A 21,427-nucleotide genomic window follows, 5' to 3' on the forward strand; every position below is an offset into this window, starting at 1 on the left:
ACCTGTAGGAGCCTGCTTGCAGGCGAACACTGGTCAATTCGCCTGCAAGCAGGCTCCTACAAGTTATGCGCGACTTACATACGATCGAACAGGGTCATACCCTTGATGTCGATAAACGCCTGCTGCGCGGCCTGTAATCCGATCTGGCGCAAGCTGTATTCGGCGATCGCGGAAACGTAATCCAGGTCCACCAGTCCCGACAGCTTTTCCTGGTAATTCAGACTGCGGTTGTCGGAGACCGAGTCCACCACATCCAGTTCGTTCATACGCGCACCGACAGACGCGCGGGTGGTGAGTACATTGTCGAGACTGTTGTCGAATTCGCGCAGCACATTGCTCAGGGTATTGGCGCGCGCGGCGCGGGCGGTATCGCCGCTGGCCGGCTGTTCCAACACCGCAAGTGCTTTCTCAAAGGTTCGGAACAGATCCGTATTCATGTTCTGCGCCCGATCCAGCTGGATGTTATCGCCATCGGCGGGGGTGCCATCGAGGGTGATCGACAAGCCGCCAAAGCGGATCGACTGGCCGGCTTCATAAGCCTGCGCCGTACCGCCGTTGACCGAATAGGTGGCAACACCCTGTGCATCCACGGAAAAGCTAATGTTGTAGGCATCGCCGTAACCTGGGTCGCTTTCATCCACCACCTGCGGGCCTTTGAACACCACGCTGCCCTGATTGCCGCTGTCGGCCTCTGCCAAATAACCCGCACCGGTGTGCACACTGCGGAAAATGGCATCGCCGTTGTCCGCCACCGGCATCAGGCGCGAGGCGTCTACGCGCACCTCGCGGCTGTTGGTATCACCGACATAGCTGACATTTCCACTGGCGTCGCGCACGAACGGTTCGCTGCCGTCCTTGTAGCCGCCAAACAGATAGCGGCCATTGCCGTCGGTGGCGTTGGCCTGGCCGATGACGGTTTCGTAGATACCGCGCAATTCACTGGCTACCGAAGCGCGATCGGCGTCGCTCAGGGGATCATTGCTGGCCTGAATGATCAGGGTGCGCGCGCTGCTGATCGCACTACTCACGCTGTTGAGAATGCTCTCTTCCTGCGCCAGCGCATTGCGTGCGCTGACCCGCGCCTCCGCATACTGACTGTTGATGGCAAGAGACTGGGAAACCTGCACCGCCTGCGACGCCGCCTGCGGATCGTCAGACGGATTGACCACCCGGCGCCCGGAGGCAATCTGCTGACTCACCTGCATGAGGCTGCCCTGCTGGCGGTTCAACGAACTCATGCTCTGTTCGAAAATAGTGAGCGTGCTGATACGCATCGCGGTCCCTCTGTCAAAAGGTCAATAGTGAATTCGGATACCCGGATCAGCGCAGTCCGAGAATTTCATCCAGCACCGTGGATGCGGTCTGGATCACTCTGGCGTTGGCCTGGTAAAACTGCTGATAGCGAATAAGATTCGCGGCCTCCTCATCCAGATTCACGCCGGACTCGGACTGCTGCAGCGCCGCCAGCTGTTCGCTCAGGCCCTCGCGCGCGTCGAGGTTAACCTGAGCGATATTCGTGAGGTTGCCCGCATCGCTGACCATAATGGCGTAAGCGCCGTTGAAGGTGGCGCTGCCGCCGACCAGGGATTTCTGCTGCAATGCCTGCAGAGCCAGCGCATTTTCATTGTCGCCGCTGCCACCGCCCGCACCGGCGGCAATAGCACTGGTATCCGCAATCAGATTTTCCATCGCGCTCGCGGTACCGCGCACCGGTTGCAGGGAGAAGCGGTCGCCGTCGGCCAGCGCGGCGGCGTCGTCAATGGTGAGTACCACGCCGCCAAAATTCAGCTGACCATTCGCATCCAGCGTGGCGGTAACGCGCTCGCCATTGTCGACACGGGTCACCTGAAATTCGCCACTGGCGGCATCGGTGACTTTCAATTCGTAGTCCGTTGCCGCCAGCTGGCCTAGGTCGCTAAAGGCAGCACTGAATTCCGCGCTGCCAGTGTTGTTGGCATTGCGCAGGGCCCTAGGCTCGCCCACACTGAACATATCGCCGCCGGCATCGCCATTCAGGTCAAAACCGGCGCGGTGCTGCTCGTTGATGGCGCTTGCCAGTGTCACCGCCAACTGCCCAAGCTGATTCTGGGTTTTATCCAGTGCTTCGGTGCGGAAGCTGAGCAGACCGCCCAGGCTGCCGCCGCTGATGCTGTCCTGCTTCAGTTCAACAAGATTGCCGGCGGCATCGTGATACCCCACCACCGAGCGCGCCGGATCGCTGGCACTGGCCACGGCTTCGAGTTCAAAGCTGCGGCTGCCGGCAACGATGGGCTGGCCATTGCCGATGGAAAGATTGTAGGTACCGCTCTCCTGCACCGACAGCTCTACGTCGATGCGGGTACTCAGGTCCGCCACCAGCTGGTCGCGCTGGTTAAGCAGGCTGTTGGGTGCCTCGCCGTGTTTGGCCTTGGCGAGGGCAATTTCCCGGTTGAGATTGGCGATCTGCGCCGCAGTGTTATTGACCTGGGTGATCTCATCGCGGATCTGGCTATTGATGCCATCCTGCATGTCGTTGAGGAATTCGTCGAAGGAGCGGAACTGCGCACTCAGGGTATCCGCAGCGCCGATCACGCCCTGGCGCGCAGCGGGATCGGACGGCGCACTCACCAGATCCTCAAACGCGCTGAAAAAATTCTGCATCAGCGGCGCCAGGCCTGCGTCCTGATCTGCCAGCAGATTGTCGATCTGGGAAATTTGTGTGACGTAGCTGCCCAGCGCACTGGTCTGGCTGTTGGCGCGGTTGAGCTGGCCTGCGACAAAGCTGTCGAACTGGCGCTGGATGTCATCAACCGTAACGCCGCCCAGGCCATTGCGTTCGCTCAACAGAGTCAGCTCCCGGTTGTAACCGGGTGTGTACACATTGCTGATGTTGTTGCTGGTGGTATTGAGGGCGTTCTGGGCGGCGCTCAGGCCGCTGAGGCCTATGGAGAAAATGCTCATCGTCGTGATTCCGTGTCACCGTTATTCCGGTTATCGGCGGTATTCCACCGAATCTTGATAGCGGTACAAAATTTTATTCAGATCGGTTTTCGGTGTGGGCGCGCGGCAGCTCCGCAGACAACTGATCCACCAGTTGTTCCGCCAGCCCCAGTCCGCGGCCCGCGAGGTGGGTCGAGAGCTGCTGATCAAACAGCGATTCGTAAAAACGTGTGGCGCTGCTGTTCATCAGATCGGACTGCGGCACCGCATCGCGCATGCTTTTTACCAGCTGGTGCAGCAGCAGCGCTTCAAACTGTTCCGCGGCACTTTGCAGCTGCTGTTTGCTGTCGCCACTTTTGTGCAAGCGGTTCATACCCTGCAGATCAAGGGCGAAGGTGGCAGAAGTGTCGATAGGGCGCATCAAATGATCTCCAGTTCCGCATGTAGTGCACCGGACGCCTTCAAGGCTTCGAGAATCGTCATCAGATCCTGCGGTGTGGCACCGAGTGCGTTGAGTGCATCGACCACCTCCATCAGGTTGGCGCCTTCCACATAGCGCAGCGTCCCCACCGGCTGGCGCACGCTGATTTCGCTGTGTGGCACCACCACGGTGTCGCCTTCGCCGAAGGCGTTCGGCTGACTGACGCCAAAGCTGGTGCCGATCACCACCGACAGGCTGCCGTGCGCGACCGCGGCGGCGCCAAGGGTAACGCGGCCGTTCAACACCACAGCGCCACTGCGGGCGTTGAGTATCACCCGCGCCGGCGGTGCCTGCGGAGTGACCTCAATGTTCTGCACCCGGGCGATAAAGCCGACCCGCGCGTTGTCGTCCGCGGGACTCTGCAGGCGGATCATGCCGGCGTCCACCGCACCGGCCACGGCGCGGCCGAACGTCTGGTTAATCGCCCGCACCACGCGTTCGGCGGTGCCGAAGTCCGCTTCCCGCAATTGCAGGTCCAGATATCCGCCCGCCCCCAGGGCCACCGGCACTGCGCGCTCGACCAGTGCACCGCCGGCGATACGCCCGCCCGCCTGCTGATTGATCTGCACGCTGGAGCCACCGGCTTCGCCGCCGGCACCCCCTACCAGCAGATTGCCCTGGGCCACCGCGTAGGTGAAGCCATCCAGGCCTTTCAACGGCGTCATCAACAGCGTGCCACCGCGCAGGCTGCGGGCGTTGCCGATGGAAGACACCACCACGTCGAGCTGCTGACCGGGACGCGCGAACGCCGGCATTTGCGCCGTCACCATCACGCCCGCCACATTGCGCAGTTGCATGTTGGTACCGGCGGGAATCGTGATGCCGAGCTGGGAAAACATGTTGGTCAGGCTCTGGGTGGTAAAGGGGGTCTGCATGGTCTGATCACCGCTGCCATCCAACCCGACCACAAGGCCATAACCCACCAGCTGGTTGTCGCGCACACCGGCGAAGTCCGCCAGCTCCCGAATCGGCGCGGCGTTGGCCGCGGCGCACAGCAACAACAACAGCAGTGAAATCAGAACCGGATATAACTTGCCCATGGGTGTTTCGCCGTCCGAAGTGGTTGAGGAGAACATCAGTACGGTGACAGGTTCAGCAGCAGGCGCTGCAGCCAGCCCATGGTCTGGGCTTCATTGATATAGCCATCGCCGACGTATTCGATGCGCGCGTCCGCCACCTGGGTGGACAGCACCGAGTTGTCGCCGGCGATTTCCCGCGGATCGACAATGCCGGAAAAGCGGATGAACTCCGTACCCTGGTTAATGCGGATCTGTTTTTCGCCGCGCACCCGCAGATTGCGGTTCGGCAGTACTTCAAGCACGGTCACCGTCAGAGTGCCGGTGAAGGTATTGCGCGCCTGGGCGCCGCCACTGCCTTCAAAACTGTTGCTGCCGGAAACCTCGATACCGTAATCCGCCAGTTTTTCCAGGCCAATCGGCACCGTGTCCGCCACGAATGCGGTGCTGCCCTCGCGGTCGGCATTTGCCTGCGAACTCTTGGACGCACTGACCTGTTCATTGAACACCACCGTCAGCAAATCACCGCTCATGCGCGGGCGATAGTCCTCAAACAATGGCCGGTAACCCACGTCCGGCTGGAAGATGGCACCGTTGGCACGGGGCGCCGGCGGCTGCGGAATTTCCACCCACTCGGGCTCGCCTGCGAGCGATGGCTGCGGCAGCTGCGCGCAGCCGCCGGCGGACAGAACAACCGCGAGGATGGCGACAATGGGCGCGCGCATCAGGGGCGTCACAACTGCGCAAGGCGCGACAGCATTTCGTCGGATGTCTGCACCGCCTTGCTGTTGATTTCGTACGCGCGCTGGGTCTGAATCATGCTCACCATTTCCTCCACCACATTGACGTTGGAGGTTTCCACATAGGACTGATACAGGGTACCGGCGCCGTTCATGCCGGGAATGCTCTCACTGCGCATGCCAGACGCGGTGGTTTCCAGATACAGGTTTTCACCCACACTCTGCAAACCGGCGGGATTGACGAACGTGGACAGGGTGAGCTGCCCCACCTCCACACTCTGCGACGATCCCGGCTCGGTGATGGACACCAGCCCATCGCGGCCAACAGTGACCGAGAGCGCGTTGTCCGGGATCAGCACCGCGGGTTCCAGCGGATAACCGCTGGCCGTCACCATCTGCCCGTTCTGGTCCAGCTGGAAGCTGCCGTCGCGGGTGAAGGCGGTGCTGCCGTCGGGCATACGCACCTGAAAAAAGCCGCTGCCATTGATCGCGAGATCGCGGGAATTGCCGGTATTTTCCAGGCCGCCCTGAGTGTGCAGACGCTCGGTGGCCACCGGGCGCACGCCGCTGCCCACCTGCATGCCGGACGGCAGCGTGTTCTGGATATCGTTGCTGGCGCCGGGCTGGCGCAGGTTCTGGTACAGCAGGTCTTCAAACACCGCACGGGATTTTTTGAAGCCATTGGTGCTGACGTTCGCCAGATTGTTGGCGATCACGTCCATTTTCACCTGCTGGGATTCGAGGCCGGTTTTTGCGGTCCAGAGGGATTTGATCATTGCGTTACCTTGTTTTTGTTCCAGCCTTAATCCAGCGACAGCAGGCTGTCTGCCTGGCGGCCGTTTTCATCGATGCTTTCGATCATTTTGAGCTGCATGTCATAGCGACGGGCGTTGTCGATCATCGCCACCATGGATTCCACCGGGTTGACGTTACTGCCCTCAAGCGAGCCGGAGATCAATCGCGCCTGCTCGTCCTGCGGCAGGGGGCTGGTATTGCCGGCGGCGTCGCTATTGCGAAACAGCCCGTCGGTACCGCGCTGCAATCCGGCCTCGCCCGGCGTCACCAGTTTCAGGCGCGCGACCTGCACCAGTGACTCGGGGTCTTCACCCGCGCCAATAGCGCTGACGGTGCCATCGGCGCCCATAGACAGCGCGGAACCCAGCGGTACCACGACCGGACCATTTTCCCCCAGCACCGGATGGCCACCGCTGGTGAGCATGCCGGTGGCATCCAGTTGCAGATCACCGCGGCGGGTGTAGGCCTCACTGCCATCGCCGGCCTGCACCGCAAGCCAGGCGTCGTCCTGCAAGGCAATATCCAGCTCGCGTCCGGTCGCATTGACCGGGCCTGCACTGAAGTCCGCACCGGGCGTAGACGCCACCACCGAGGTGCGGGTGGCGAGCGCGCCATCGCCCTGTACCGGCACCGCGCGCAGCGCATACAGCTGCGCGCGGAATCCCGACGTGGTGGCGTTGGCGAGGTTGTGGCTCACCACCGACTGCTGCTCCATACTCTGGCGCGCGCCACTCATGGCGGTGTAGAGAATGCGGTCCATAGCGTTTTTTCCGGATCGTTATCAGTGATCAGCGCAGATTCACCGCGCTCTGCAGTACTTCGTCCTGCACCTTGATGGTCTGCGCGTTGGCCTGATAGTTGCGCTGCGCCACGATCAGATCCACCAGCTCGCGGGTGAGATCGACGTTGGAGGTTTCCACCGTGCCGGATTCCAGTGTCCCGAACTGGCCGATGCCGGCGAGCCCCAGCAGCGGCTGGCCGGAGGCGCCGGTCTCGGTCCACACATTGTCACCGGCGGCCGTCAGCCCCTCCGGGTTGCGGAAATTCGCCAGTGAGATAACGCCCAGCACCTGACTTTTTTCGTTGGCGTAATTGCCGATCAGGGTGCCGTCTTCGTCAAAGGTGATGCCCACCAGCGCACCGGCGGCGTAGCCATTCTGCGTGAGCGAATCAAGGCTGAAGTCGTTGCCGAACTGGGTGGAGCCGTCAAAACTGAAATCGAAACTCAGTGCATCCGCACCGCCACCGGGAGTAAAACCGTAGACCGGAAATGTACTCGCAGGCTCGTTCAGGCTGCCGTTATTGTTGAATACCAGTTCTCCGACATTCGCCGCATCCGCATTGCCATCTACTGCAACGCGCACTTCCCACACGTTGTCCGCGGTCTTGGTGAAGTAGGTGGTCATGGTGTGCTGAACGCCGAGGGAATCGTACACGGTGCCGGTGTTGGCATAGGAGTAGCTGTCGCTGTCGGTCGCGTCGAACGGAATCACAGCGCGATCGACGCTATCCACCGTGGCATCCAGGTTCAGGGACATTTCCACACCGCTGGTGGCCACCGCGTTCATGGCACCGGCCGGCACCCGTAACTCCACCGGCTGGCCGCCGGTACCGACACCGGCGGGGAAGCCGGTCAGGCGCGCGCCCTGGGAATTCTGTAAATAGCCATCCGCCGTCAGCGTCAGCTGGCCGTTGCGCGAGTACACCACTTCGCCGGCCTGGGTGAAGCGGAAAAATCCATTGCCATTGATCCCGAGATCGAGGCTGCGCCCGGTGGCTTCCAGAGTGCCGTTAGAAAAATCCTGCAACACCGCGGCCACGCGGGTGCCCTGCCCCGCGAGCGCGCCAGTGTAGACGTCGGCGAACTGGACGCTGGAACCTTTGTAACCCACCGTCTGCGAGTTGGCGATGTTGTTGCCCACCACATCGAGATTGATTGCGGCGGCGTTGAGTCCACTGAGTGCCTGTGAAAAGCCCATACTGTTTTTCCTGCGGGTTCAATTAAAGAATTTGTCGGATATCGCTGAGTCCCACTGATTCTGCAATACCACCGAGATCCAGCATGGGCGCGCCCTGTGCATTGAGGCTCACGCCGCTGACCAGCGCATAGTTGAGCGCGTTCGCTACAATACTCTCGCCATCCGCGCTCGCCGTTACCGATACGGAGTACGAGCCTTCTGGCACCTGGGTGCCGTCATTCATGGTGCCGTCCCAGGTGAAGGACTCGACACCGGCATCCATGGAAAATGGCTCGAAACTGCGCACCACTTCGCCGCTGGCGTTGCGGATGGTGATCCGCACTTCGTCCGCTGCCTGCGGCAGTTCAATACCGAATGGCGTCGTCGCCCCCTCTTCGCCCACCAGCACACGGTCGCCCTCCACCAGCACGCCCTTGCCGATCATGTCGGCGGCCTGCAATACCTGGCTGGTGTCCAGCTGGCCGTTGATGCCGGCGAGGGTCGCGTTGAGGGACTCAATACCGCTTACGGTATTGATCTGCGCCAGTTGCGAAGTCATCTCCGCGTTTTCCATCGGATTCATCGGATCCTGGTTCTGCAGCTGCGCCACAAGCAGGGTCATAAAACTGTCCTGCATGCTGGCGGCATTGCCCGATGTGGTTGCCGTGGCGTTCAGCGCGGAGCGCACGCTGTTGTCGATAACACCGGATACCGCCATCAGTTTTCTCCCAGGGTGAGGGTTTTCAGCATCAGCTGCTTGCTGGTATTGAGCACTTCCACATTCGCCTGGTAAGAGCGCGAGGCCGCGATCATGTCCACCATTTCATTCACCGGTTCCACATTCGGCAGGCTCACGTAACCCGCCTCATCCGCCAGCGGATGTTCGGGCCGGTACTCCTGGCGCAGCGGCCCGCTGTCTTCCACCAGGCCGCGCACGCGCACACCGCCAATTTCACGGCCGGACTGCTGGCGCGCTTCAAAGATCAGATGCTTGGCCCGGTAGGCTTCGCCATCAGGCCCCGCCACACTGTCGGCATTGGCGAGGTTGCTCGCGGTTACGTTCATGCGCTGGCCCTGTGCCGCCATCGCCGAACCGGAAATATCAAAAATGGAAAACATGGATCTGCTGCTCTTCTGCGTTGTGGGCTATCAGGTTTATTCCGGCTGCATGGCGGACTTGAGGCCGCGAATGCGACTGTTCAGCAGCGTTAGCGCCGCCTGGTAACGCACGGCGTTATCGGTAAAGCGTGTGCGCTCCTGGTCCATGCTGACGGTGTTGCCATCGAGACTTGGCTGATCCGGCACCCGGTACAGCAGATCCGCCCCGGACGTAATACCGCTTTTCGCACTGAGATGCCGGGATGAGGTGGTCGCAAGGGCAATGGAACTTTGCGCCGCGGTGCGCGCCGTCGCTTGCGCCAGGGCCCGGGAAAAATCGAAATCCCGCGCCTTGTAGTTGGGTGTGTCCGCGTTGGCGATATTGTTGGCCAACACCTGTTGTCGCTGATTGCGCAGGCCGAGCGCTTCCCGATCAAAATTCAGGGCGGCGGAGAGTCGATCAATCATGGCGATTCTTCCCACGTTATTTTTGCAGCTTGCAGACTACCGATACCGACCAGATCACAAAGGAAAAAAAAGGGACCTGTTTTAGTGCCAATTCCTGCCTTCACCGCCGGTGCACCCACCTAGAATGCTTCCGCAACCTTGCAGCCTTCTGTCGTCTCGCCATGAATATGCGCCGCCCCTCTTTGAAAATCGCCCTGCTGCTCGCACTCGCCATTGGCGGCCAAAACGCCCGTGCGGCTGCCAGTGCCGCGGATGCCGCACGGCACTTTCTCGAACAGCACAACCGCCACCTGGGCCAACGTGTGGAAGTCGAGGTTATCCGCAGCGGCACCCACTGGCCGGACTGCCACAACCCCGCGCCGTTCCTGCCCGCCAACGGTCAATCCGGCTGGGGGCGGGTGACCGTCGGTGTGCGCTGCGATGCCGACCGCCGCGCGCGCTACCTGCAGGCACTAGTGCGAGTGTTCGATCACTACTGGGTTGTGCGGGAGAATGTTCCGGCGGGAACGGAAATCACCCCACCGTTGCTACAAAAGCGGCAGGGTGACATCAGCGCACTGCCGAGAGGCGTGCTGCGGCAGCTACAAGATATTGTCGGCCTGGTAGCGAGCCGCCCACTGCGCGAAGGCAGCCCACTGCTGCAACATCAGCTGAGCAAACCGCCGCTGGTGGCGCGCCGGCAGAGCGTTACCCTGGTGGTATCAGGGGAGGGATTCCGCATTGCGCGCGAGGGGCAGGCCATGGATGAAGGCGCCAAGGGTGATATGGTGCGGGTAAAACTCGAGGACAGGCAGATTATTTCCGGGGAGGTGACCGGCCCCGGTGAAGTGAGCGTCCGCGGCAACGGGCGCTGACGGCGCCATCAGCCAAAAATGAGAACCAGCGCACACAAAAAAACCTCAAGCACCACGATAAACCGCCGATATCCCGAAGGAAGAACAACGGAGACCGCTGCTTGAAAATCCACAACATCACCCAGTTTACGCCGGCGGGCACACTGCGCGAGAAGCAGCCCAGTGGACAGGCGGAATCCGCAAAGCCTACAGGTACCGCAGACGCCACAGCGAATGTCAGTGCGCTGCCTCAGCAGGGCCAGGACAACCATCAGGACATCGACATGGTGCGGGTGGAAGAACTGCGCCAGGCCATTTCTTCCGGCAAGTTTGAAATTCGCGCCGAGCGTATTGCCGACGCCCTGATCGCCAGCCTGCAGGAGCAGATACCTGCGGATACGCCATGAGCCTCGCGCAATTTCTCCAGCATCACCAGCGCCGGATCGCGAGCCTGACGGAGCTTCTCCGGCAGGAGCGGCAGCTGCTCGGCGAGGGCGAGATTAACGGTGCCCGCCTCACCGACATCGCACACACCAAGCAGCGCAGCCTGGAAGAAATCAATTTCTTTGAACAGCAGCGGCGACAAACCCTGCAGCGTCTCGGCTACCGCGATGACCGCGATGGCGACGAGCAGGCCGCGCGGGATGCAGCCTGTCTCGACCAATGGCAGCAGCTGACCGCGCTCGCTCGCGAGGCCGCGGAGCTGAATCGCACCAATGGCGTCATGATCGGCATCCGCAGTGAGAGCAACCAGCGGCTGCTGAACACGCTGCAGGAGGCCGCCGGCAAAGCGCTCTACGGCCCCGACGGCCGCGCCCGCAATCGCACAGGCAAGGTCAGCTCCCGCGCCTGAATTCTGGCAGCGTGTGCATGGCCCGCCGCCGTTTCCCATGTCATCAAGGAGTCCCCGTGACACCACTTGCCCAATTCCTCAACGACGACCCCCTGGACGTATTGCTGGCCTGCCGGCCGGTCTACACCCGCAGCCAGGACGTGGCAGCCTTTGAGCTCCTGCTACAGGGTGAAAGCGCCAACAAGGGCGCAACCCTGAAGCAGATTGAGGCCAGCAGCCCGATCATCCTCGGCAATTACAACCAGGTGTACCAGCGCGGCCAAACCAGAAGCGTGCCTGGTTTTCTGAAAATTACCGACGATGTCATTTTCGCCCCGGTGCTGCCAGACCTGCCGCAGCAACACTATATTCTGGAAGTCGGCGAGGATGTGCTGCTGACGTCCGAGCGGGTGGAACGGCTGCGCGACATGGCGAAGCGCGGCTACCGGATTGCGCTTTCCAGCTATGATCCCGATGACAGCGAACTCGATGCCATGCTGGATGTGGTGCATATCGTCAAGCTCGATACCAGCACCATGAGCCAGGAGCAGCTGCAGAAAGCCGTAGCCAGGTTGCGCGCGCACGGAGTGGAAACACTGGCCGACAACCTCGAAAACAAAGAGCGCTTTGCCGCCTGCATGGATATGGGGTTCACCTATTACCAGGGTGATTTTCTCAGCACGCCCGAACCCATCAAGGGTAAGAAAATCAGCGGCAATAAGGTACTGTTGCTGGAGCTTCTGAGCGAACTGCAAAACCCCGCCGCGTCCCCGCTGAGGCTGGAAGAAATTGCCTTGCGCGACGCGCGCCTCACTTACCGCATTCTCAAACTGGTGAACTCCGCCGCGGTAAGCCTGCACCGTGAAGTAAATTCCATCTCCCACGCCATCGGCCTGTTGGGCATGAAGGAAATCCAGCGCTGGGCCAGCCTGTTTCTTATTGAGGGCGAGCGCGGAAAGCCGCAGGAGCTGACACGGAAGATGCTGGTGCGCGGGCGCATGTGCGAAGTTCTGGCAGAGGTCAGCGGCAATGGCAGCGCCAGCGACAACTTTATTGTTGGCCTGCTCTCGCTGCTGGACGCCATGATGGATATTTCCATGCCCGAGCTGATGCAGCAGGTACCGCTCAACCAGCAGGTCAAAAATGCCCTGCTGCACCGCGATGGCAATCTCGGCGCAATACTGGCGGAAGTGGAACTGTATGAGTCGGGCCGCTTCTCCGAACTGAAGCTGATCGGCAGCCAGCCGGTCTACGAAACCGCGTACCGCCACAGTGTGGCCTGGGCGCGCCAGGCTATGCAGGTTATTTCCGGCGAAGAATAACGACCGCGCCATCTTTGGCGCCGCTTTAACAGGCTGTTTTTCAACAGCCTGTTAAAGCCCCCCGGTGTGCTGCCGATAATTCCTGTAGCGGGTGAACAATCCCCGCTGGCCAACCCCAAAGGCAGAACTGGAATTCAACTAACCGGGAATCGACCATGAAAATCAAACACTTCGCGCTGGCGCTGCCGCTATTGGCGGCCGCCATTTCCGTGGACGCGATGCCGCGCCTGAACGGCGTGAAACAGCAGAATGTATCGCAGAAGTATGAAACAGACCTCACTCGCCACACCCTGAAAAATATCAGCTACCCGAGACGGGCCCAGGAAAAGGGCTGGGAAGGCGAAGTGTTGCTGAAAATCAGCATCAACAAAAAAGGGGAGGTTCAGGAGATCCAGGTGGTCAAAGAATCCAACTACTCCAGCCTTAACCGCGAAGCCCTGCGCAGTGTGGAGCGGGCCAACCCTTACCCGGCCATCCCCGACGAACTCGGAACGGACACTTACTTTTTCACTGTCCCCATCAATTTCAAAATGTCCGGCTGACAAAAAGCGGCGGTAACTCGGTACCGCCGCTTTTACGGAAAGCTGCGCGTGCGTTTACCTGTCGAGCAGCCGGGCGCGCAGTCGCTTGACCGCCTGGCTGTGCAGCTGGCTTACGCGGGATTCGGTAACACCCAATACCGCCCCAATCTCCTTCAGATTCAATTCTTCCTGATAGTAGAGTGCCATCACCAGTTTTTCCCGCTCTGGCAGCATTTCAATAGCCTCTACCAAATGTGCCCGCTGTTCCTGGTCGAGCAGGGCGGCAAACGGAGAAGGCGGTGCATTTGCGCCAGCCTCTGGCTCACCGGTTTCGGCGACGATTTCCTCAAACGGCAGTAAATTGCCGTTATTGGTATCGTGCAGGAGCTGGTGATACTCACCAAGTGAGATTCCCATCTTCGCAGCAATTTCCCGCTCCTCCGCCGGGCGCCCCAGCTGCTGCTCGAGCCGCCGCAAAGTTTCTTCCAGCAAGCGGGCACTGCGGCGCACGCTGCGCGGCACCCAGTCGCGGGTTCGCAACTCGTCGATCATCGCTCCGCGAATGCGCTGATTGGCGAAGGTTGAAAAGGTCGCGCCGGCGTTGGGGTCGAATCTCCGCAGCGCGTCCAGCAATCCGAGGGTGCCAGCCTGGATGAGATCATCGAGATCGACACCGGAAGGCAGCCGGACCTGCAGTGACAACGCCTGGCGTCGCACCGCCGGAAGATGTTCCTCCAGAAGAACATCGCGATTGATGGTGCCCTGAGCTGTATACATTGATTACCCCGTTTCGTCCCTGTGAAACCATTTTTCTTGTGGGAGCCACGGAAGAAGTCCGTTGTCATCGGGCGATGACATGGTTCTGCCATTACCAGAGCTATTATTTGCCGAGCAAATATTTTGTATGCGGGAAATAGACAAACTTCTGTGCGTCATTTCCGCCGTTAGCTGTTGTGCGACCGCTAAAAAACGCAGAAGAATCCTGCGGGTCTCAACCCGCTGTCCCCAGGCGATCGCCAATGAGGTTGGTCATTTTCATCGTGCGATCATCGGGAATTTCCGCCTGCGACAGCACCGTCAGCTGGCGCAGACGGCGGCGCAGAAAATGCGCCAACAGCGGACGCAGGTTGTGGCGCACCACCAGTACGGGTGGATCGCCAGCGGTTTCATGGCGCTCCAGTGCCGCCGCCGCCTGCGCCATCAGGGTATCTGCCAGTCCCGGCTCCAAAGCACCGCCACTTTCGAGCGCCTGTGTCAGCACCTGCTCCAGCTGACTGTTCAGCCCGATCACCCGCAGCTCGCTGTTGCCGGGGAACCACTGGTGCACAAGTACACGCCCCAGTGCGAGCCGCACCCGCGCGGTCAGCTCGTGCACATCGCCCATGCGCTCTCCCTGGTCGCTCTGATCTGCCAGCGTGTCAAGGATGGTACGCAAATCCCGGATGGGAACTTCTTCATCGAGCAGATTCTGCAGAATGCGCTGGAAGGTTGTGAGCGATACCGTTTTCGGCACTACCTCTTCCACCAGGCTTTTGTTGTCTCCGGAAAGCTTGTCCAGCAGTTGCTGCACCTCCTGGCGGCCGAGCATTTCGGCGCAGTGCCGGTGCAGCAGGTGGTTGAAATGTGTCGCCACCACCGTGCCCGCATCGACAACGGTGAAACCGTACACTTGCGCCTGCTCGCGCTGTTCTTTTTCAATCCACACTGCAGGCAACCCGAATGCGGGCTCTTCGGTGACCACCCCTTTCAGCTCTCCACTCACCTGCCCCGGATTGATTGCGAGCCATTTTCCGGGGAAGGCTTCGCCGCGGCCCACTTCCGCACCCTTGAGGCTGATCACGTAGGTATTGGGTGCAAGCTCCAGGTCATCGCGGATATGCACCACCGGCGGCAGGAAACCGATGTCCTTGGCAAATTTTTTGCGCACACTCTTGATCCGCGCCAGCAACTCGCCCTGCTGGCGCTGATCCACCAGTGGAATCAACCGGTGCCCCACTTCCAATCCAAGCGTGTCAATGAGTTCCACATCGTCCCAGCTGGCTTCGGGCACTTCGCGGTAGGCGGGTGTATCGGTCTCGAGTTGCTCGCGCACGATCTGATCGTCGCGGCGCCGCCCCATCCACCAGGCGGCACCCGCCAAAATGGCGGTGAACAGCAGGAACACCAGGTTCGGCATACCCGGCACCAGTCCAAGTAACCCCATGACACCGGCCGCCAGATACAACACCCGCGGATTGGTGAGCAGCTGCTCGATCATCTGCTGGCCCACGTCCTGGTCGGTATTGACCCGCGAGACGGTGACACCGGCAGCGGTGGAAATAACCAGTGCGGGAATCTGCGCGACCAGGCCATCGCCAATGGTGAGCAGGGTATAGGTGTGCGCCGCCTCCCCAAAAGAAAGCCCGTGTTGCATGGTGCCGATCAGCAGCCCGCCGATCACGTTCACCGCCATGATGACCAGGCCGGCCACCGCGTCGCCGCGCACGAATTTGCTTGCGCCGTCCATGGAGCCGTAAAAGTCCGCCTCCTGCGCCACCTCACTGCGTCGTTTGCGCGCCTCTTCTTCGCCGATCAGGCCCGCATTCAGGTCCGCGTCGATGGCCATCTGCTTGCCGGGCATGGCGTCCAGCATAAAGCGGGCACCCACTTCAGCGATGCGCCCGGCCCCTTTGGTAATCACCATAAAGTTGATCACCACCAGAATCAGGAATACCACCAGCCCCACGGCAAAGTTGCCCCCCACCAGGAACTGCCCAAAGGCCTCGATCACTTTGCCCGCCGCGGCGCCGCCGTTGTGTCCCTCCATCAGCACCACGCGCGTGGAGGCGACGTTCAACGCCAGTCGCAGCAGTGTGGTAAACAGCAGCACCGCCGGGAACGCGGCGAAGTCCAGTGCCCGCAGGGTAAACATGCTGACCAGCAGCACCATCAGAGAAAGCGCGATGTTGAAGGTAAAAAACAGATCCAGCGCAAACGGCGGCAGTGGCAGGATCAACATCGACATGATCAACATGATCAGCACCGGACCTGCGAGGACCCGTCCGGCGGGCAGACTCAGTCCGCCGCCAAAATACTGGTTAACGAACTTCACGGATTGACCTCCAGTTCTGCAGGGATGGCTATTTGCTGTGGTGTGACCGGCGGTATACCGCCGGCTTCATTCGCGCGTCGCAACTGCATGGCCCACGCCAGAACCTCCGCCACCGCGCTGTACAACCCGGCGGGGATTTCGCGCTCCAGATCCACATGGCGATACAACGCGCGCGCCAGCGGCGGCGCTTCAAGACGCGGGATACGATGCTCCTCGCCAACGGCGCGAATGCGCGCGGCCACCGCCTCAACCCCCTTGGCGACCACCCGCGGCGCACCCATTTGGCTTTCGTCATAGCGCAGCGCCACCGCGTAGTGGGTGGGGTTGGTAATAATCACGTCGGCATCGGGAACGCGGCTCATCATACGGTTGCGCGCCATCGCCTGTTGCTGTTGACGAATGCGGGCCTTGAGCTGCGGATCACCCTCGCTCTCCTTGAACTCGCGACGTACCTCGTCTTTGCTCATACGCAGCTTTTTTGCGTGGCTCCACAGCTGATAGGGCGCGTCGATTGCGACCACCACAATGAGGGAAAACGCCATCAGGCCACAGGCCTGGGCTGCGAGCCGCAGTGCGGAGGCCATCGCGCGCTCGCTGCCGAGATCCATCAGCGCAAGAAATTCTCCGCGTTTGCTGTGCAGAAATACGGCCAGCACCGTTCCCACCAGCAGGGATTTGGCGATGGCCTTGGCGAGCTCCGCCAGCGCCTGTACGGAAAATTGTCGTTTGAGACCTTTGGCGGGATTGAGCCTGGAAAACTGCGGCTTGAGGGATTTGGCGGAAATCAGCAGACCGCCGAGGACATTGGGCGCAATCAGCGCAACGGCCGCCAGCAGAGCGAACAACGGCAACAGCGAAAACAGGCTATGCGCGCCGATCCCGGCCGCACTGCTCAGCATTACCGAGGGGTCGAACACGCGCTGGCGGTCGAACATCAGGGACTGTTCCATGACCAGCCCCAGACGGGTAAACAGCGCCGGACCCAGCGCCCACAGCCCAGCGAGCCCGGCGCCGAGCAGCATGACGGTGGCGAGTTCGCGCGAGCGCACCACCTGCCCCTCTTCGCGCGCCTTTTCCAGGCGCCGGGGGGTGGCCGCTTCTGTCTTGTCCTGATCCTGGCTGTCGTCGGCCATGTGGGCGTCCGCTGCTGCTGGGGTGCCGGCCATTGTCGGCCACAGCAGGGGGCGCCTAAGCGGGGAATAAGCGGGGTTTGCGGGCGCTAATCAGCCTACCCCCGCAGCGGGCGGGGGCAAGCCTGCACGGAAATCAGAAGCCGAGTTCTGCCAACAGGTCGTCCACCTGATCCTGGCTGCTGACCACATCGTTGCGCGACGTGTCGATCTGTGGACCGTTGATGAGCGAGTCCTCGCGGCGGCGGCCATCGCTGCCCGCACCATCCTCCAGGCGGCGCTTGAACGCCTCGCGATCTTCGCCTTCCGGCACACTTTCCAGCAGGACCTGCAGCAGTTGCCGCTCCACCTCCTGGATCACTTCCATCATTTTTTTGATGACCTGGCCGGTCAGATCCTGAAAATCCTGGGCCATCAGGATTTCGAGTAATTCCTTGCTGGTCTCACGGGCCATTTTCGGTACCGCGGCCAGATATTCGCGGGTTTCCCGCACCAGCTCGCGGGCATCGGCCAGTTCCACGGGCTTTTCAAACCAGTCCTGCCACTGCTGATCGAGCGCTTCGGCGCGGGTCTCGATTTCATTCTGGATCGGCTGCGCTCGGTCCACGGAATTGAGCGCGCGCTCCGCCGCCTGCTCGGTCATGGAGGCGACATAGTTCAGGCGTGCGCGCGCGTCGGGAATGGCCTTTGCCGCCTTCTCCACTTCCTTGTCGAGCCCCAACTCGCGCATACTGTCGCGCAGCATTCTGGTCAAATGCCCAATGCGCATGACCAGCTCATCACTCTGGAAATTATCGAAAACCGCGGGCGGCATTTCTTTGTCAATCATCACTTTCCCTCACGGGTGAAGGCGGGAGCGAAAAACCTCATTTCCCCAACTTCTCGAATATTTTGTTCAGTTTTTCTTCCAGCGTTGCGGCGGTAAACGGCTTGACGATGTAGCCGTTGGCGCCCGCCTGTGCCGCGGCGACGATGTTTTCCTTCTTGGCTTCGGCAGTCACCATGAGAACCGGCAATGCGCTGGTCGCCGCGTTCGCGCGGATCTGCTTGAGCATATCCAGGCCGTTCAGGTTCGGCATATTCCAGTCGGACACTACAAACTCAAAGCCGCCGCTATTCACCTTGGCCAGCCCCTCCTGGCCATCCTCGGCCTCATCGACATTGTTGAACCCGAGCTCCTTGAGCAGGCTGCGGATGATGCGCCGCATGGTAGGGAAATCATCCACTACCAGAATTTTCATCGTTTTATCCATGATTTCTTCTCTTTCGATTCAGGGTCAGAACTCTTCCCACTCGTCGTCACCGGCGGCGACTGGCTCGCGCTCGGCCTTTTCCCTGGTGGCCACAGGTTTTGTTTCACCGGCTTCGCCAGCGTGCGCGGCGGGTTTGCGTCTGGGCTCGTCCAGTTGCGGTTTTACTGCCGCTTTGGCGGGCTCCACGCGCTCGTCTTCTTCCTCATCGGTTTCCCCTTCGATAGCGAGACGGAAAATCGCCACCGCCTCTTCAAGGCGATGCGCCTGGGCTTCCAGTGAGGCCGCGGCGGCCGATGCCTGCTCCACCAGAGCGGCGTTCTGCTGCGTGGATTCGTCCATCTGGCTAACCGCGCGGCTGACCTGTTCGATGCCACTGCTCTGTTCCTGGGAAGCCGCTGAAATTTCATCCATGATGTCGGTTACCCGCTTCACCGCATCCACCACCTCTTTCATGGTATTGCCGGCCTGGGTTACCAGGGACGCGCCCTGTTCGACTTCCGCCACGGAAGTTTCAATGAGTGCCTTGATCTGGCGCGCGGCATCCGCGCTGTTTCCCGCAAGATTGCGCACCTCGCCCGCCACCACCGCGAAGCCGCGGCCCTGTTCGCCGGCACGCGCCGCTTCTACAGAGGCGTTGAGCGCGAGAATATTGGTCTGGAAGGCGATGGAATCGATCATGCCGGTGATATCCGCAACCTTGCGCGAACTCTCAGTGATGCCCTGCATTTTCTGCGATACCTGTTGCATCACCTCGCCGCCGCGAGTGGCGGTGCCGGAGGCATCATTGGCGAGGCTGCTGGCCTGGCGGGCGTTGTCGGCATTCTGTTTGACCGTCGCGGTCAGCTCTTCCATGCTGGTAGCGGTCTCCTCCAGCGCGGCTGCCTGCTGCTCGGTGCGCGCCGAGAGATCCACGTTGCCGCGCGCGATTTCCGATGACCCGATATAAATTGAACTGCTGCCGGCACGCACCTGAGTGACGATGCCGCTGAGGCTGCTCTGCACCTGGCGCATGGCGTTGAACAATTTTCCGATTTCATTGCGGCCGTGGTCGCTAATGGGGCGCGAGAGGTCGGCCTTGGCGATGCTCTGCAAATTTTCCACCGCTTCATCCAGCGGGCGCACCACGGTGCTGCGCAGCAGCCAGTAGATCAGCGAGAGAATCAGTGCAATCACCACCAGCACGAAAATTCCGATGTTTGCATAGAAGCCGGTGGTATCGCGGTAGTTCTGCATGATCTCGGCGCTGTCCACGTCTGCGCCGTCGAGCATGGTGAGCAGGGCCGCGTTCAGGTCGTCACTGAATACCGCGAGATCTTCCCGGCGCTCGTAGTAGCTGTCCATGTCCGGTTTTTCCGGCAGCAGCAGCTGATACTGCGCGTCGACTTCCACCAGCATTTCAGAAAAGATTTCCGACAACTCGGCGAACTGTTCCACCTCGTCATCGGATAGGTCGACGGCTTTCACCTTGTCGAAGTCCGCGCGCGCGCGCTGTAGCGATTCACCCACGTCTTTCAGATACGTCTTGGCGCTCAGGCTGCGACCATCGTCCAGTTCGCCCGCGGCCAGATTGAGGCCGATCATTCCCTGATTCATCACCGAGTAGGCCCGGAATACGTCGTGCATCACCTTCACATTTACCCGGTGCAGGGCGTGAATGGATTCTTCACCCACCTGATTGGTGGCCATGCGCACGGCCACCAGCGTAGCCATCAGCAGGGCACAGCACAGCAGCACGCCGGCCACCACCGTATTGATATTCAGGTTTTTTATCAGTTTCATCATGGCCGGCATAACTCCTCGTCAGTGAGCCAGGAATATTGGTGTATTCATCAAACCCGTTGCGCGCGGCCGGAGGCCGCCGCCAGGGTTAAAAGTCGCTCCGCGACATGGTCCAGCGCGACCGTTTCCACCGCCGCGCCCAGTGCAATGGCCTCGCGCGGCATGCCAAAGACCAGGGATGTGGCCTCGTCCTGCGCCAGAGTCACCGCGCCCGCGTGACGCATGGCCAGCAGACCCGCGGCACCATCACGCCCCATCCCGGTCAGCAACGCGCCAATGGCGTTGCGCCCGGCGAGCTCAGCGGCGGAGTGGAACAGCACATCGACCGAGGGCCGATGGCGATTGACGGCGGGCCCGGCGTCCAGCAGTACCTGATAGTTGGCGCCGCTGCGCGTCAGGCGCAGGTGCTGGTCGCCGGGGGCGATGTACGCATGCCCCGGCAGCACCCGCTCGCCCTGCTCGGCTTCCTTCACCCGGATGCGGCACAATCTGTCGAGCCGCTCTGCAAACGAGCGGGTAAACCCCGCCGGCATGTGCTGGGCGATCAGGATCGCCGGGCTGTTTGCCGGCAGCGGTTCTAGTACCTGGCGGATCGCTTCCGGCCCGCCGGTGGAAGCGCCGATAATCAACAGCTTCTCACTCGACACCATGACCGATTCGAGCGCGCGCTTCGCACCTGTGGTCTGCGTTTCTCTGCGGGCGGGACTGGTGCGCGCCGCCGCGCGGATTTTTTCCGCAATCTGCTCGCCGTATTCCAGCAGCCCGGAGCGGATCCCCAGTTGAGGTTTGGGTACAAAATCCACCGCACCCAACTCCAGCGCCCGCAGGGTAATCTCGGACCCCGAGCGCGTCAGCGAGGACACCATCAGCACCGGCATGGGGCGCAAGCGCATCAGCCGTTCGAGAAAATCGAGGCCATCCATACGGGGCATTTCGACGTCCAGGGTGAGCACATCCGGGTTTAGCTGTTTGATCAAATCGCGCGCTACCAGAGGGTCCGGGGCCACCGCCACGACTTCCATATCCGGCTGCGTGTCGATGATTTCACGCATCAAACCGCGAATAAGTGCCGAATCGTCGACACACAGGACTCTGATTTTATTCATGGGTAACGCCTGCTCTCCTGCGCACGCTACTGACCGTGGTCGATTTTCCGTTACTGATATACATCGGCAGCGAGGTCCCGGGCTT

General features: G+C 61.0%; 23 protein-coding genes. 5 read left to right on the forward strand and 18 right to left on the reverse strand.

Going from position 1 to position 21,427, the window contains the following annotated elements:
• Positions 1–74 precede the first annotated feature (74 nt).
• The 11 genes from flgL to flgB all read right to left on the reverse strand — a co-directional run bounded on the left by flgL (position 75) and on the right by flgB (position 9,475).
• Entirely contained in the window at positions 75–1,274 is a 1,200-nt protein-coding gene (gene flgL / locus GNX18_RS09155) for a flagellar hook-associated protein FlgL (protein ID WP_166217294.1), read from the reverse strand.
• 46 nt (positions 1,275–1,320) lie between these two features.
• A complete protein-coding gene (gene flgK / locus GNX18_RS09160) occupies positions 1,321–2,940 on the reverse strand; it encodes a flagellar hook-associated protein FlgK (RefSeq protein ID WP_166217297.1) in 1,620 nt (539 codons plus the stop codon).
• A 73-nt stretch (positions 2,941–3,013) separates the two neighbouring features.
• Positions 3,014–3,340: a rod-binding protein gene (locus GNX18_RS09165; RefSeq protein ID WP_166217300.1), complete on the reverse strand. Its 327-nt coding sequence runs from the start codon at positions 3,338–3,340 to the stop codon at positions 3,014–3,016.
• On the reverse strand, positions 3,340–4,440 hold the full coding sequence (locus GNX18_RS09170) for a flagellar basal body P-ring protein FlgI (protein ID WP_166217303.1): 1,101 nt from the start codon (positions 4,438–4,440) through the stop codon (positions 3,340–3,342). Before GNX18_RS09170 ends, GNX18_RS09165 begins: the two co-directional genes overlap by 1 nt.
• Before the next feature lie 35 nt (positions 4,441–4,475).
• Positions 4,476–5,141, reverse strand: coding sequence for a flagellar basal body L-ring protein FlgH (locus GNX18_RS09175; RefSeq protein ID WP_166217306.1), 666 nt, complete (start codon positions 5,139–5,141; stop codon positions 4,476–4,478).
• A gap of 8 nt (positions 5,142–5,149) precedes the next feature.
• Positions 5,150–5,932 (reverse strand): flagellar basal-body rod protein FlgG, encoded by a 783-nt coding sequence (gene flgG / locus GNX18_RS09180; RefSeq protein ID WP_138233850.1) that lies wholly within the window; start codon positions 5,930–5,932, stop codon positions 5,150–5,152.
• Between the two features lie 26 nt (positions 5,933–5,958).
• Positions 5,959–6,711 (reverse strand): flagellar basal body rod protein FlgF, encoded by a 753-nt coding sequence (locus tag GNX18_RS09185; RefSeq protein WP_166217308.1) that lies wholly within the window; start codon positions 6,709–6,711, stop codon positions 5,959–5,961.
• Between the two features lie 28 nt (positions 6,712–6,739).
• Complete coding sequence (flgE, locus tag GNX18_RS09190; protein WP_138233848.1) at positions 6,740–7,930, reverse strand: flagellar hook protein FlgE; 1,191 nt, start codon at positions 7,928–7,930, stop codon at positions 6,740–6,742.
• A gap of 22 nt (positions 7,931–7,952) precedes the next feature.
• Positions 7,953–8,627 carry a flagellar hook assembly protein FlgD gene (gene flgD, locus GNX18_RS09195; protein ID WP_166217311.1) on the reverse strand — a complete coding sequence of 225 codons (675 nt, stop codon included), beginning with the start codon at positions 8,625–8,627 and terminating at the stop codon, positions 7,953–7,955.
• Positions 8,627–9,028: a flagellar basal body rod protein FlgC gene (gene flgC, locus GNX18_RS09200; RefSeq protein ID WP_166217314.1), complete on the reverse strand. Its 402-nt coding sequence runs from the start codon at positions 9,026–9,028 to the stop codon at positions 8,627–8,629. The genes flgD and flgC overlap by 1 nt, the downstream gene beginning before the upstream one ends.
• Before the next feature lie 36 nt (positions 9,029–9,064).
• Positions 9,065–9,475: a flagellar basal body rod protein FlgB gene (flgB, locus tag GNX18_RS09205; RefSeq protein ID WP_166217317.1), complete on the reverse strand. Its 411-nt coding sequence runs from the start codon at positions 9,473–9,475 to the stop codon at positions 9,065–9,067.
• A gap of 167 nt (positions 9,476–9,642) precedes the next feature.
• Between flgB and flgA the strand changes: the two genes are divergently transcribed.
• From flgA to GNX18_RS09230, 5 genes are all read left to right on the forward strand, one after another.
• Positions 9,643–10,329: a flagellar basal body P-ring formation chaperone FlgA gene (gene flgA, locus GNX18_RS09210; protein WP_166217320.1), complete on the forward strand. Its 687-nt coding sequence runs from the start codon at positions 9,643–9,645 to the stop codon at positions 10,327–10,329.
• 101 nt (positions 10,330–10,430) lie between these two features.
• Positions 10,431–10,715: a flagellar biosynthesis anti-sigma factor FlgM gene (flgM, locus tag GNX18_RS09215; protein WP_166217323.1), complete on the forward strand. Its 285-nt coding sequence runs from the start codon at positions 10,431–10,433 to the stop codon at positions 10,713–10,715.
• Entirely contained in the window at positions 10,712–11,161 is a 450-nt protein-coding gene (locus GNX18_RS09220) for a flagella synthesis protein FlgN (RefSeq protein ID WP_138233842.1), read from the forward strand. Before flgM ends, GNX18_RS09220 begins: the two co-directional genes overlap by 4 nt.
• A 56-nt stretch (positions 11,162–11,217) precedes the next feature.
• Positions 11,218–12,462, forward strand: coding sequence for an EAL and HDOD domain-containing protein (locus tag GNX18_RS09225; RefSeq protein ID WP_166217326.1), 1,245 nt, complete (start codon positions 11,218–11,220; stop codon positions 12,460–12,462).
• A 155-nt stretch (positions 12,463–12,617) separates the two neighbouring features.
• Positions 12,618–13,004 carry an energy transducer TonB gene (locus GNX18_RS09230; protein WP_166217328.1) on the forward strand — a complete coding sequence of 129 codons (387 nt, stop codon included), beginning with the start codon at positions 12,618–12,620 and terminating at the stop codon, positions 13,002–13,004.
• 54 nt (positions 13,005–13,058) lie between these two features.
• On the opposite strand, the gene GNX18_RS09235 is transcribed toward GNX18_RS09230, so the two are convergent.
• From GNX18_RS09235 to GNX18_RS09265, 7 genes are all read right to left on the reverse strand, one after another.
• Positions 13,059–13,760, reverse strand: coding sequence for an RNA polymerase sigma factor FliA (locus GNX18_RS09235; protein WP_166217331.1), 702 nt, complete (start codon positions 13,758–13,760; stop codon positions 13,059–13,061).
• Positions 13,761–13,974: 214 nt separating this feature from the next.
• The gene (flhA, locus tag GNX18_RS09240) at positions 13,975–15,996 is read right to left on the reverse strand and encodes a flagellar biosynthesis protein FlhA (protein ID WP_166220511.1); all 2,022 of its coding nucleotides are present in this window, start codon (positions 15,994–15,996) and stop codon (positions 13,975–13,977) included.
• Between the two features lie 74 nt (positions 15,997–16,070).
• On the reverse strand, positions 16,071–17,207 hold the full coding sequence (gene flhB, locus GNX18_RS09245; RefSeq protein WP_166217334.1) for a flagellar biosynthesis protein FlhB: 1,137 nt from the start codon (positions 17,205–17,207) through the stop codon (positions 16,071–16,073).
• 133 nt (positions 17,208–17,340) lie between these two features.
• A complete protein-coding gene (gene cheZ, locus GNX18_RS09250; protein ID WP_166217337.1) occupies positions 17,341–18,033 on the reverse strand; it encodes a protein phosphatase CheZ in 693 nt (230 codons plus the stop codon).
• Between the two features lie 37 nt (positions 18,034–18,070).
• Complete coding sequence (cheY, locus tag GNX18_RS09255) at positions 18,071–18,457, reverse strand: chemotaxis response regulator CheY (RefSeq protein WP_256367382.1); 387 nt, start codon at positions 18,455–18,457, stop codon at positions 18,071–18,073.
• A gap of 24 nt (positions 18,458–18,481) precedes the next feature.
• Entirely contained in the window at positions 18,482–20,239 is a 1,758-nt protein-coding gene (locus tag GNX18_RS19780; protein ID WP_166217340.1) for a methyl-accepting chemotaxis protein, read from the reverse strand.
• A 47-nt stretch (positions 20,240–20,286) separates the two neighbouring features.
• Positions 20,287–21,342, reverse strand: a complete 1,056-nt coding sequence (locus GNX18_RS09265; RefSeq protein ID WP_138233835.1) for a chemotaxis response regulator protein-glutamate methylesterase — start codon at positions 21,340–21,342, stop codon at positions 20,287–20,289.
• Positions 21,343–21,427: the final 85 nt, after the last annotated feature.

The organism is Microbulbifer sp. SH-1, from assembly GCF_011326135.1.
Classification (GTDB): domain Bacteria; phylum Pseudomonadota; class Gammaproteobacteria; order Pseudomonadales; family Cellvibrionaceae; genus Microbulbifer; species Microbulbifer harenosus.